Raw genomic sequence first — 13,554 nt, 5'->3', positions numbered from 1 at the left:
TGACAAGTGACACGCTACTCACTCTATATCATTAATATTATACGGTGTCTCCTGATATACAAAATAATTCAGCCAATTGGAGAACAACAGATTGGCATGGGCACGCCAACGCACCAACACTCCTTTGTCCGGGTCATCGTCCACATAGTAGTTACGGGGTATCTCGATGGGCAGGCCCTTATTCAAGTCACGGCGATACTCTGTGTCCAGCGTCAACGGAGAGTATTCCGAATGGCCGGTCACGAAGAACTCACGCCCTCCACGGGCCACCGCCATATATACACCGGCATCCTCCGACTCGGAAAGCAGCGTCAATTCCGGAACCTTCTGTATATCTTCCCGGCGCACTTCCGTGTGGCGGCTATGCGGCACATAGAATATATCATCAAATCCACGGAAAATGGGATGCAACGGTTGCAAGGTACGATGTTCAAAGATACCGAACATCTTCTTATCCAGTGCATACTTCGGCACTCCATAATGATGATAGAGCCCTGCCTGCGCCGCCCAGCAGATGTAGAGCGTAGAGGTGACATGCGTACGCGCCCAGTCGAAGATTTCAATAATCTCATCCCAATAAGTCACCTCCTCAAAATCCATCTGCTCTACCGGAGCACCGGTGATAATCATGCCATCGTACTTTTCACCGCGCATCTTGTCGAAATCCGTATAGAATGTTTTCATGTGTTCTATCGGAGTGTTCTTGGAAGTATGGCTTTTTATCTTCATGAACGAGATTTCCACCTGAAGCGGAGTATTGGAAAGCAGACGCACCAAGTCCGTTTCCGTTGTAATCTTTAGCGGCATCAAGTTCAGAATCACGATACGCAGCGGACGGATATCCTGCTGGGTTGCCCGGGAATTATCAATGACAAAAATATTCTCCTCTTTCAGCAACTCGATAGCGGGTAGTTTATCGGGTAAATTTAAAGGCATGAGTTTATATCTATGGTTTAACTTATTACTGTCTACTATTTTAGCGTGTAAAGTTAGGCAAAAAATCAGAGTGTGATAAATAAATTATAAAAGTTTTATCGATTTATCCCTCTTCATTTAACACGTTTAATTACATTTGTACCCGAAACCTATTAAAAGTTATTAAAAAATAAGGTTAAAAAGCACTGCGGCATCAAGCGTGATACTGATAATTAGCATCCAAAAGCGTAAAAGACTTTTCCATACCGGTTATAGCTCTGCTAAATCCACATTTTTAAGACAAGGTTCATTGAGTATAACTGGGAAAGCGGAAAAACCGTTGCCCCGCAATAATAATATAATGAAAAAACTTATTCTTGCAAGAGGAGTCTTAGCTGCCTCTTTATTCTGCTGCGTGTCCTTAGGGAATACAGCTTGTGTGAACCGGATTGACGAAGAATCAGAAGCGGAAATCGAGGAAGGGACGACGCCTATCACGTTCTCTATCAAAATAGAAAAGGCCAGTACCAAGGTCACAAACACCGCCTTTGAAAAAGGAGACAAAATGGGCTTGTTTGCAACCACTTCCTCCGGCTCTATCAAGGGGAAACGGTATATTGACAATCTGGCTCTGGAATATACGGAAGGCTCTACACTGATTCCCCAAAAGACAGTATTCTATCCGGAAGGAGATGTGCCACTGGACTTTATCAGTTACCACCCTTACCAAACCGAAGGGGTAGTTGCCGGTACACCCGTTCTTCCCGTATCTGTACAGATAGACCAAAGCAATGAGAAAAACCGCGCACAAAGTGACTTCTTGGTAGCTAAAGCGCAAGGAATCACCAATAAAACCAAATCTGTAACCCTGGAGTTCCAACACAAGCTGTCCAAACTGGCAATCTCTCTGACACCCGACACAAGCAACTCTGCCAATGATTTGCTGAAAGCCAATCCGCGTATCATCGCAACCGGGCTCAAGACCTCGGCCGATTATAATCTGGAAGACGGGACTTTCAGTAATCTTACGGGGACACAAGACATCATAGCCTCCGGTGAATGGAGTGTCAAAGACAACAAACTTACCGGCAAGGAATTCATTATCATACCCCAAACGATAAATGATGGCAAGCAATCCTTCATTATGGAGTGGAGCGGACGTATATACAGTTGTGCAATACCCGAAGTGGAAATGAGTAGCAGCACGCAATGTATCATCAACATATCAGCCATGCAGAGCAACAGCAACGTCCTGAGTAGCTTTGCCGGCAAAATCAAGGAATGGAGCAGCCTCCCTCCCATCGACACCGACAATATGGAAGATTACACTGCCATACATATTTCCGCTCTCTCCTTTTCTCTTTCAAATGTGTACAGAATTTATCACGAAGGGATACCCATTGCAGAAGTCTGCAAGGAATATCTCAAATCAGCGTCATTGACTTCCAGAGCCGTTATAGCCTATCCCATAGGTAAAAATGAAAAGGCCGACCTGAGCAATGGCGTCATCCTACAGCTTGCGGACCGTAAAGACACCATCTGCGGAGGAAGAATAAGCTGGAATACAGACGACTATGGATTTACCTACACTAAAGGGGAATATACCGGCATAGACAAGCTCTATATAGACAACAGCCATAAACTACTTCTGGAAAAGCCGGAAAACGCCATCAAGGTGAATGTGGCATGCTACACCCTTCGAGACATCAGAAAAGGAGTGTCTACCGAATACCCCATTGTCAAGATTGGAGCCCAATACTGGATGGGTAAAGAACTCCATGCCACCACCTACCGTGACGGAACTCCCTTGAAAAAACAGATTGATTTGGGAACAGACAAAGCCGGATATTACAAGCCGGATAAGTATGATATTTATTTTTACAATGGAGAAGCCATACTGGCAGGAGAGCTGGTACCCGAAGGCTGGAAAATACCATCGGATGCAGACTGGGAACAGCTGAAAAGCTATACCGGCAACGACAGCTCCATACTAAAAGCCGGAGAATGGCAGACAATGGTATCCGGTGAAGTAGCCCCCGTCAACAACTATACCCGGTTCAATGCTTTTCCCGTAGGAATGTGGTACAACAAGGGGCACAACAGTCCAAACAAAATGACCGCCTTCTGGAGTTGGGATCATACAAAGCATACCCTTTCGGAAAGCACCATTTATTTTCTCGGCGAAAGCGACGAGTTTGTCTCAAGCGCCGCCCATGTCACCGGCAAGCCCTACTATAAAGCTCTTTCCATCCGCTGTATAAAAGAATAGCCGGCAATTTCGACATTTCTCATTTCTTTTTTGTATTTTTGTTCCCAATGTGCAAGATTTTTGCCAATCGGACAAAGATAACGAAAGAGAAATGAGAGTAATCGACCTGATAAACAGTAACGAAAAAACAGCTTTTTCCTTTGAAATATTGCCACCACTGAAAGGTACGGGCATCGAAAAGCTGTATCAGACCATAGATACGTTACGGGAATTCGACCCCAAATACATCAACATCACCACGCACCGCAGCGAGTACGTGTACAAAGACCTCGGCAACGGATTGTTCCAGCGAAACCGCCTGCGCCGCCGCCCCGGCACCGTAGCCGTAGCTGCTGCCATCCAGAACAAGTACAACATCACCATGGTGCCGCACATCCTTTGCAGCGGCTTCACCCGCGAGGAGACGGAGTACGTGCTGCTCGACCTGCAATTCCTCGGCATCACCGACCTGCTGGTGCTTCGTGGCGACAAGGCAAAGCACGAATCTTCGTTTATCCCCGTAGGCAACGGTTACCACCACGCCGTCGAACTACAAGAACAAATCAACAACTTCAATAAAGGCATCTTTGTGGACGGCTCCGAGATGAAAGTTACCAATACCCCATTTTCGTACGGCGTAGCCTGCTATCCGGAAAAGCATGAAGAAGCCCCCAACATGGATACAGACATCTACTGGCTGAAGAAGAAAATGGAAATGGGTGCAGAGTATGCCGTGACCCAGCTCTTCTACGACAACCGGAAATATTTCGACTTCGTGGAACGCGCCCGCCAAGCCGGTGTCACCATCCCGATTATCCCGGGCATCAAGCCCTTCAAGAAGCTGTCACAACTCAGCATGATACCCAAGACGTTCAAAGTAGATTTGCCCAAGGAACTGACCCAAGAGGTTCTGAAGTGCAACACCGACGCAGAAGCCCAGCAAGTAGGCATCGAATGGTGCGTGCAGCAGTGCAAAGAGCTGATAGCCCATGGCGTCCCAAGCCTCCACTTCTACTCGGTAGGAGCTACAGACAGCATCAAGGAAGTAGCCAAACAAATATACTGAACAATTGATAATTGACAAATGATAGTATCACAAGTAATAACTCATAACTTATAACTCATTACCCCGTGTTCAGTTTCAAGGACATAATAGGCCAAGAGCCAGCCAAGCAAAGGCTGATACAAGAAGTGCAGGAAGGACGTATCCCCCACGCACAACTCTTCTGTGGCCCTGCCGGAGTAGGAAAACTCCCATTGGCACTTGCCTATGCCCGCTACATCTGCTGTCCCAACCGGACGGAAACCGATGCCTGCGGTACTTGTCCCTCCTGCGTGAAATGGAACAAGCTGGTGCACCCGGACGTACACTTCGTATACCCTATCGTCAAGAGTGCCAAAGGGAAAAAGGAAGTCTGCGACGACTATATCACCAACTGGCGGCACCTGCTGCTGAACAGCCCCTACTTCGGACTGAATCATTGGCTGAACGAGATGGATGCCGAAAACGGGCAAGCCATCATTTATGCCAAAGAAAGCGACGAGATAACCCGCAAGCTCAGTCTGAAATCCAGCGAAGGAGGTTACAAAGTCACCATCGTATGGCTGCCCGAAAAAATGCACGAAGTCTGCGCCAACAAGCTGCTGAAGCTGCTGGAAGAGCCGCCCGAGAAAACGATATTCCTCCTCATTTCCGAAGCTCCGGAAATGATACTGCCCACCATCCTCAGCCGCACGCAACGCTTCAACATCCCCAAGATTGAAGAAGTTGACATAGCAGGAGCCTTACAGCAGAAGTACGGAGTGCAGCCCCGCGACAGCGAGACCATAGCCCACCTGGCAAACGGAGACTTTATCAAAGCATTGGAGACCATCCATCTGAACGAGGAGAACGAACTGTTCTTCAATCTCTTTGTCAGCCTGATGCGACTCTCCTACCAGCGCAAGATACGGGAAATGAAACAATGGAGCGAGCAGCTTGCCGCCATGGGACGCGAACGGCAGAAGAACTTCCTGGACTACTGCCAGCGTATGACCCGCGAGAACTTCATCTACAACCTGCACCGCAAGGAGATGAACTACATGACGTTGCCCGAACAGAACTTCGCCACCCGCTTCGCCCCCTTTGTCAACGAGCGTAACGTCGTGGGCATCATGGACGAACTGAGTGAAGCGCAGCGCCACATCGAGCAGAACGTGAACGCCCGCATGGTGTTCTTCGACTTCTCCCTCAAAATGATTGTTTTATTGAAACAATGAAAAGTGGCAAGATAATGAAATGCAAAGTATCAAATCGTAAATAGTAAATAGTCAAATAGTAAATAAACAGATGATGGAATTTAAACTACATAACGGAAGCGGAGGTCTCTGCTGCAAGAGTTGCGGCAGGCAGGACAAGCAACTGAACACCTACGACTGGCTGGCAGACATTCCGGGCAATGCTGATGAGAGCGAGCTGGTAGAGGTTCAGTTCAAGAATACCCGCAAGGGATATTTCCGCAACAGCAACAAGATACCCCTGGAGAAAGGCGACATCGTAGCCGTAGAAGCCACCCCCGGACATGACATCGGCGTGGTGACCCTGACCGGACGCCTCGTGCCGCTGCAAATGAAGAAAGCCAATATCAAGTCCGAGGCAGACATCAAACGCATCTACCGCAAGGCGAAGCCCGTAGATATGGAGAAGTACAACGAAGCAAAAGCCCGCGAGCACGCCACCATGATACGCTCGCGCCAGATTGCCCTGGACCTCAACCTCAACATGAAGATTGGTGACGTGGAATACCAGGGAGACGGCAACAAAGCCATCTTCTACTACATCGCCGACGAGCGTGTGGACTTCCGCCAGCTCATCAAGGTCCTTGCCGACGCCTTCCGCGTGCGCATCGAGATGAAACAGATTGGCGCCCGCCAGGAAGCCGGACGCATTGGTGGCATCGGTCCCTGCGGACGCGAACTCTGCTGCGCCACCTGGATGACCTCCTTCGTGTCGGTATCTACCAGCGCTGCACGCTTCCAGGACATATCACTGAATCCGCAGAAACTTGCCGGACAATGCGCCAAGCTGAAGTGCTGCCTCAACTACGAAGTGGACTGCTACGTGGAAGCACAGAAACGCCTGCCCTCACGCGAGATTACCCTGGAAACCAAAGACGGCGAGTTCTTCTTCTTCAAAGCCGACATTCTGAGCAACCAGATAACCTACTCAAGCGACAAGAACATCCCTGCCAACCTGGTGACCATCAGCGGCAGACGCGCCTTCGAGATTATCGGTTTGAACAAACGTGGCATCAAGCCCGACAGCTTGATAGAAGAAGCCCATCGCTCCGAACCCAAAAAGCCGGTGGACTTGCTGGAACAAGAGAGCCTCACACGCTTTGACCGCAGCCGGAAAGGCAAGAGTGGCGGTGACAGCAACGGTAACGAGAACAGCAACAACAGCCGTAACAAGAGAAAGAAAAAGAGTGGGAACGGTCGTCCGCAAGGAGGTGAGCAGGGTGCTCCCCAATCCAACAACCAGAGAGAACAATCCAGGCAAGACCGGCAACCGAGACAGAAACAAGACCGGCAAGTACCCAAACAAGGTGAACAGCAACAAGGCGAACGTCAACAACGGAACAATAACAACCGTCGTCCGCCCCGTAACAATAAGCCCAAACCTCAAGGTGAAAGACCTGCCCAAAATGACAAACCGGCTCAAGAATAGGAATCTCTGCCTGAAAGGTATCATACTACTGTTTGTCGCAAGCCTGCTGAGCGCTTGCGACAAACAGACCGTATACCATTCCTTCCAATCCCTCCCCACCGAAGGCTGGCCGCGCGAAGACACGCTCTCTTTCGACGTGAAGGTCACCGACTCACTGACCTACTACAAACTGTCTCTGGAAGTTCGTAACCGAAGCAACTACCCCTATCAGAATCTACCTCTATCCATCTGCTACACCACCGCAGATTCCATCCCTTCCCCCGCAGACACCATACAGCTAATCCTGGCGGACAAAGAAGGGATCTGGAAAGGTGACGGCTGGGGAGGTCTCTATCAGACTGCCGTCTCCGCAGGAAGCGTTCAAATCGGCAAACCCGGCACCTACCTCTTTAAAGTGGCCTATACGCTACCGGACGAAAGGCTGCAAGGAATCAATGACATCGGCATCAAACTGAAGAGATAGGAACTCCCTATTGTTCTTTATCACCTTCTTCTAACAACCATCTCAGTCTCCCACTCACGTCTCCTTGAAGCGGAAACGGGCGGGGTATCATAACTTGCCCTCTTACCTCATAGCGTTACGTCTTTTACGCCAGAATGTATCGGCCGTTACACCAGCATGTAAAGGGCGTTACAATATAGTGTAAAGGTCGTTACAATACAGCGTAAAGGACGTTACAATGCGATGTAACAGCCTTTACATTACGATGTCAACAATGTGCAAATGCAATGTAATGATAATCAAGTCCATTCGTATGTCCCACAAGGAAACGGTCATAACTAAATTCGGCGATTACGTCCCGCATCAATCCGCAGGAAAATAAACAGCAGGATTGTGAATCCCCAAAGAGAAGAACCTCCGTAACTGAAGAAAGGCAACGGGATACCGATGACGGGGGTCAGTCCCAGCACCATGCCTATATTGATGAATAGATGGAACAAGAATATACTAAGCACAGAGTAACCATACACCCGGCCAAAGGGAGATTGCTGCCGCTCGGCCACGGCAATCAGCCGTAAAATAAGAATAAGGAACAGTAACAGTACAGCCGTAGACCCTACGAATCCTTCCTCCTCACCCACGGTGCAAAAAATGAAGTCCGTATCTTGCTCCGGCACATACTTCAGCTTTGTCTGCGTACCGTTCAAGAAACCTTTGCCGGTCAGCCCCCCGGAACCGATGGCTATCTTCGACTGGTTCACGTTATAGCCGGCACCAGCAAGGTCCTCTTCCATACCGAGCACCACCTTGATACGTATCTGTTGATGGGGCTCCAGCACTTTATTGAAGAAGTAGTCGCTGGAGTAGAGGAAACCTATCGAACCCAAAGCAAACAGCCCAATCAGAAAATAAGATAAATGGCGCTCGCTTAAAGAAAGAAAGACAAGATACCCGACAACAAGTGCACAAAGCCCCCACTGCACCCACACCAAGTTGAAGGGTACCACGTATTCCGAAATCAGATAAGCCACGAGCAGCACTCCCAGCGAACCGCCGATAATATTCCGCGTGGGTTCCCAACGCTTTTTATAAACCCATACCATTCCTCCGGCAAAAAGCAGTACCATCAGCAACACGGCAAATTCTCCGATAGGCGTCGGCGTATCGGCAATCATCACCGCATCAAAACGGATGCCCACCACAAAGTAGACCACTGCACATATACCCGAGAACAGTACCACGCCCGGCATTCCCTCCCGATAAAGCATCAGGAAAAATGCAGAGTACACCAATGCCGAACCCGTCTCCCGCTGCAGGATAATCAGCAACATGGGGAAGAGAATCAGGAAAGCCAGCATAAGGGAGCTTTTCCAGTTCTTCATCGTAAACGAGTAGGCGCTCATATACTTGGCAAGCGCCAGCGCCGTGGCAAACTTGGCAAACTCCGCCGGCTGCAAACTGACCGGCCCCAGGATGAGCCACGACCGCGACCCTTTCGTGTCGGGCGCAATGAATATCGTGACAATCAGCAACAGCATCAGCCCTATATATATAAGGTAGGAGAACATGTCATAGAGGGAATCGTCCAGCATCAGCAGCACAAACCCCAACCCGAAGGAACATATAATCCAGACAAACTGCTTGCCGGCACGCGTAGAGAAGTCCAGAAAGTCACGGTCACCATAATCATAACTTGCTCCACAAACACTGAACCAGCCGAATACAATCAGCAGCAGGTAAACGACAATCGTCACCCAGTCCAATGATTTCCATATGCTATCTCTCCTCGTCACCAATTTATTTACAATTTTACGATTTACTATTTACTATTGAAGTCACTCACCGTTCATCCCTAACCCCTAATCATCATCTCTCCTCATCTCCGTAAAGTATCACCCGGTTACTGAATTCTTCCGCCCGTATCTCATTCTCGGGCGACAGCTTTCCATGCAGATACTGGTCCATCATCATGGCACCGATAGGTACGCCATACGTGGCACCGAAACCACCGTTCTCCACATAGACGGCAATGGCTATCTTAGGGTTGTCCATCGGGGCAAAGCCCATAAAGACAGAATGGTCCTTGCCGCGGTTCTGTGCCGTACCCGTCTTTCCGCAGACCTCCACACCCGGCAGGATAGCTCCCGCCATGCGGCAAGTGGCGCTACCCGTACTTCCGTCTACAGCGGCACGCATACCTTTCACCACCATTTCATAATATTCGCGGTCGATGGTGGGATAACGGGGATTGCGATAGATGCTGTCCAGTTCATTGTCTTCTATCTCCTTCACGATGTGCGGAGTAATGAAATGCCCCCGGTTGGCAATGGTGGCACCCAGATTGGCTATCTGCAAGGGTGTAGCAAGAATCTCTCCCTGTCCAATAGCGATACTGATAACCGTCAGACCGTTCCACGAGCCCCGATAGGGCTTGTCGTAAAACTTGGCATTCGGTATGAGGCCACGCTGCTCGCCGGGGAGGTCGGTACCGAGCCGATAGCCGAAGCCCTGCGATACCATGTGGTCTTTCCATACGGTAATGGCATTCTGCGGCGAACCGTATTTTTTATCACCGAACATGCGATACAATCCCCAACAGAAATAGGAATTACAAGAGGTAGCGATGGCAGGAATCAGCGACAGAGGCGAACCATGTCCGTGACATCCCACATGAAGGCCTTTATGATTGAAACCATGCGCACAAGGGAAAGTCGGATAATCTTCGTGGATAATCTCTTCCTGAAGGAAAGTCAGTGCCTGCGCCGTCTTGAAGGTGGAGCCCGGCGGATAAGCTCCCATGATGGCACGGTTCAACAAAGGCTTCCGCTTGTCCATCTGCAGCAGGCGGTGGTTCTTTCCCCGCTGGCGCCCTATCATCAGATGAGGGTCAAAGGTAGGCGAGGAAACCATGCATAGTATCTCACCCGTAGCCGGTTCGATGGCCACAATGGCACCGATTTTGTGTTGAAGCAGTCGTTCTCCCAACATCTGAAGGTCAATGTCGATGCCCAACGTCAGGTTCTTGCCGGGTACGGAGGAACGGTCCAACTGTCCGTCCATGTAGTGTCCCTGGATGCGCCCGTGAGCGTCACGAAGCAGAATCTCCACCCCCTTCTCTCCACGCAGATACTTTTCATAGGATTTCTCAATGCCTTGCTTGCCTATATAGTCTCCACGAATATAATAGTCATCGTTCTCAATGTCTTTCTTGGACACTTCGCCGATGTCCCCCAGCAAATGGCCGGCAGAGTTATAGGTATATTGGCGGATAGTACGCCGCTGAATATAGAAACCTGGAAATTTGAACAGCTTCTCCTGAAACACACCGCACTCTTCGGCAGAAAGCTGCGTCATGAACACCTGATGGGTGTATTTGGAATAACCGGGGTTCATCCTGCGGTTCTTGACGTCCTTCATCCGTTTGTCAAACTGTTCACGGGTAATGTTCAAGGCACTGCAAAGGTCGAGTGTATCCAGCTGCGTCACCTCCCGAGGCACAAACGTAATATCATAGGCAGGCTGGTTAAACACGAGCAACTTACCGTTACGGTCGTAGATAGCCCCCCGTGATGGATATTGTATCTTGTTCAGAAAAGCGTTGCTGTCCGCGTTCTTCTTGTAGTCATCAGTCATGATTTGCAGGTCGAACAGCCGGAACACGTAAATAAGAACGATGACAATAGCCGCCGCTCCAATTACATATTTCCGCTTTTCCAGTGTATAGTCTTTCATCAATTCCTAATCCTTAATCCCTTTATCCTTTCTTTCTTATTCCCTCAACAGCCATAATACAAGTCACAGTAAGCAGGGTACTTGCCGCAATTCTCAACAACAGCGTACCGATATGGGCAAAAGAGAAGAATTCGAGGGTAAGCAACAAGCCGTGATGTATCAGCACACTCACAACCAGATATTTCAGGAAAGGAAGAATCCCCATTGTACGGATGGCCGGAACCAGTGTATCCAGCGTGTCACGAGGCACGAACAGCCGCAAGAAAGTGGGGCGCAAGAAAGCCAGCAACACCGTAGCGGCAGCGTTCATCCCCGGTGTGTCGGAAAAGACGTCGACAGCCAGCCCTAAAAAGAATGCCCACAACATCAACGCATTGCGGGGAGTGTCCGACTCAAACTTCAGTATCAAGTAGATATACAGAAATGGAGTGGCATATCCTGCAATATGCACATTGTTCAATATCAGCACCTGCAACAGTACCAAGCCTATGAACCATCCTATTTTATGCAGATAATTAATTAACAACGCTAATGAGTTATAAGTTACGAGTTACAAGTTATTGAGTGTATAAGTTATAAGATATAAAGATGATTAATCCTTAACCCCTAATCCCTAATTTCTTAGTCACTTCTCGTCCGCCCTCGACTCCAATGTCTTTTGTTCATCCTGCCCGTTGCGGGAAATGACGCGCACATTACTCACCTTTCCAAAGTCTGTAGCCAGCTTTATCTTCAACAGATACGAAAGCCCGTCGTGCGAGTCGGACATGTCATCCACCGTCCCCACCATAACACCTTCTGGAAACACGGTGGAATAGCCGCTGGTCACTACTGTATCTCCCAGATTGAATTCGGCATGCCGGGGCAAATCCTTCAGATAGGCAAAACGGGAATCACCTCCCTCCCACTTCAAATAACCGAAATAATCACTACCCACAATCTTACAGCTGATGCTCGACTTGCTGTTCAGCAACGGAATGACCAACGAATAATGGGGAGAGGTCTTATACACAATACCCACCACGCCATTGGCATCTACAACTCCCATCTCAGGACGGATACCTTCTGTTGTTCCACGGTCTAAAGTGATATAATTGTCAGCCTTGTTCAAGCTGTTCTTTATGACATTCGCCTTGAATATCTGATACTCCGTAGGAGCAAGCCGTTCCATGCTGTACAACCTGGCGGAGTCCAATCCTTTCTCCTTCAAAACATTTTCCAGAAACGAAAGCCGCTGCTCCAGCCACATGTTGCGGTCGAGCAGGTCTTCGTTGGCCGTCTTCAAGTGGAAATAAGAAGTGATGCCACCCGATATTTCATAAACCTTCCCTGCCACGCCATTGGCAGAGGTGAAATACACACTCTGCTGGTAATGATTGAAGCGAAATAATAAAATAAAACTGGCAACCTCTAACAGTAGAAAGAGGAACCAGTAATTATATTTAATGAGAAAGTTTAATAAATTCCGCATTACCGCATCAAGAATGAGAAGCGGTCAACGTTCTTCAATGCCACGCCCGTACCTTTGGCAACGGCATGCAAGGGGTCTTCCGCAATGTGGAACGGTATGTTTATTTTATCAGTCAAACGCTTATCCAGTCCACGAAGCAATGCACCGCCACCGGCAAGGTAGATGCCGTTGTGAACAATGTCGGCATACAATTCGGGAGGCGTATTTTCCAATGCACTCAAGATGGCTGTCTCAATCTTAGAGATAGACTTCTCCAGGCAGTGCGCCACTTCCTGATAGCATACCGGCACTTCCATGGGCAATGCCGTGATGCGGTTCGGACCATGAACGATATAGTCTTCAGGAGCATCCTCACCGAGTTCCGTCAAGGCAGCACCCACATTAATCTTAATACGCTCAGCCATACGCTCGCTGACCTTCACGTTGTGCTGGCGGCTCATGTATTCCTGAATATCGGCAGTCAAGTCGTCACCGGCAATGCGGATGGAGTTGTTACTTACGATACCTCCCAAAGAGATTACGGCAATTTCCGTAGAACCACCACCTATGTCAACAATCATGTTGCCTTCGGGAGCCTCTACATCGATACCGATACCGATGGCAGCAGCCATCGGCTCGAAAATCAAATAAACGTCGCGCCCGCCGGCATGCTCGGCAGAGTCGCGCACGGCACGCAGTTCCACTTCGGTACTGCCCGAAGGAACACCAATCACCATGCGGAGTGACGGAGAGAAAAGACGGTTACGGTTGTTCACCATCTTGATAAGTCCGCGTATCATCTGCTCGCAAGCATAGAAGTCAGCAATCACACCGTCGCGCAACGGACGGATGGTACGTATGTTTTCGTGGGTCTTTTCGTGCATCATCTTTGCCTTGTCACCCACGGCAATCATCTTATCGGTACGACGATCCAAAGCCACCACCGAAGGCTCATCCACCACAATCTTACCATTCGTGGTGATGATGGTATTGGCTGTGCCAAGGTCCATCGCTATTTCTTGTGTAAAAGAGAATAATCCCATCTATTGATTTACTATTAA

General features: G+C 49.0%; 11 protein-coding genes. 5 read left to right on the top strand and 6 right to left on the bottom strand.

The window, feature by feature from the left end; genetic code table 11:
- Positions 1-18: 18 nt before the first annotated feature.
- The gene (gene metA, locus ITJ87_RS06180) at positions 19-936 is read right to left on the bottom strand and encodes a homoserine O-succinyltransferase (RefSeq protein WP_117599232.1); all 918 of its coding nucleotides are present in this window, start codon (positions 934-936) and stop codon (positions 19-21) included.
- Positions 937-1,276: 340 nt separating this feature from the next.
- On the opposite strand from metA, the gene ITJ87_RS06175 reads away from it, so the two are divergent.
- The 5 genes from ITJ87_RS06175 to ITJ87_RS06155 all read left to right on the top strand — a co-directional run bounded on the left by ITJ87_RS06175 (position 1,277) and on the right by ITJ87_RS06155 (position 7,332).
- Positions 1,277-3,184, top strand: coding sequence for a fimbrillin family protein (locus tag ITJ87_RS06175; protein WP_117599231.1), 1,908 nt, complete (start codon positions 1,277-1,279; stop codon positions 3,182-3,184).
- Positions 3,185-3,275: 91 nt separating this feature from the next.
- Positions 3,276-4,229, top strand: a complete 954-nt coding sequence (gene metF / locus ITJ87_RS06170) for a methylenetetrahydrofolate reductase [NAD(P)H] (protein ID WP_117599230.1) — start codon at positions 3,276-3,278, stop codon at positions 4,227-4,229.
- A 65-nt stretch (positions 4,230-4,294) separates the two neighbouring features.
- Complete coding sequence (locus tag ITJ87_RS06165) at positions 4,295-5,422, top strand: DNA polymerase III subunit delta' (protein WP_117966333.1); 1,128 nt, start codon at positions 4,295-4,297, stop codon at positions 5,420-5,422.
- A 73-nt stretch (positions 5,423-5,495) separates the two neighbouring features.
- On the top strand, positions 5,496-6,869 hold the full coding sequence (locus ITJ87_RS06160; protein ID WP_181980950.1) for a regulatory iron-sulfur-containing complex subunit RicT: 1,374 nt from the start codon (positions 5,496-5,498) through the stop codon (positions 6,867-6,869).
- Positions 6,847-7,332 (top strand): gliding motility lipoprotein GldH, encoded by a 486-nt coding sequence (locus ITJ87_RS06155; RefSeq protein WP_117966327.1) that lies wholly within the window; start codon positions 6,847-6,849, stop codon positions 7,330-7,332. The genes ITJ87_RS06160 and ITJ87_RS06155 overlap by 23 nt, the downstream gene beginning before the upstream one ends.
- 317 nt (positions 7,333-7,649) lie before the next feature.
- Here the strand turns inward: ITJ87_RS06155 and rodA are convergent, their stop codons facing one another.
- From rodA to ITJ87_RS06130, 5 genes are all read right to left on the bottom strand, one after another.
- Positions 7,650-9,107: a rod shape-determining protein RodA gene (gene rodA / locus ITJ87_RS06150; protein ID WP_061412063.1), complete on the bottom strand. Its 1,458-nt coding sequence runs from the start codon at positions 9,105-9,107 to the stop codon at positions 7,650-7,652.
- A gap of 70 nt (positions 9,108-9,177) precedes the next feature.
- Positions 9,178-11,046: a penicillin-binding protein 2 gene (mrdA, locus tag ITJ87_RS06145; RefSeq protein ID WP_196096317.1), complete on the bottom strand. Its 1,869-nt coding sequence runs from the start codon at positions 11,044-11,046 to the stop codon at positions 9,178-9,180.
- A gap of 19 nt (positions 11,047-11,065) precedes the next feature.
- Positions 11,066-11,569, bottom strand: a complete 504-nt coding sequence (gene mreD / locus ITJ87_RS06140) for a rod shape-determining protein MreD (RefSeq protein ID WP_005828540.1) — start codon at positions 11,567-11,569, stop codon at positions 11,066-11,068.
- A gap of 99 nt (positions 11,570-11,668) precedes the next feature.
- On the bottom strand, positions 11,669-12,514 hold the full coding sequence (mreC, locus tag ITJ87_RS06135) for a rod shape-determining protein MreC (protein WP_117966322.1): 846 nt from the start codon (positions 12,512-12,514) through the stop codon (positions 11,669-11,671).
- On the bottom strand, positions 12,514-13,536 hold the full coding sequence (locus ITJ87_RS06130; RefSeq protein WP_005828544.1) for a rod shape-determining protein: 1,023 nt from the start codon (positions 13,534-13,536) through the stop codon (positions 12,514-12,516). Before ITJ87_RS06130 ends, mreC begins: the two co-directional genes overlap by 1 nt.
- Positions 13,537-13,554: the final 18 nt, after the last annotated feature.

This window comes from Bacteroides sp. HF-162 (genome assembly GCF_015679285.1).
Classification (GTDB): domain Bacteria; phylum Bacteroidota; class Bacteroidia; order Bacteroidales; family Bacteroidaceae; genus Bacteroides; species Bacteroides uniformis.
The sequence above is the reverse complement of the archived record's forward strand: the minus strand, read 5'-3'. Positions and strand labels throughout refer to the sequence as shown.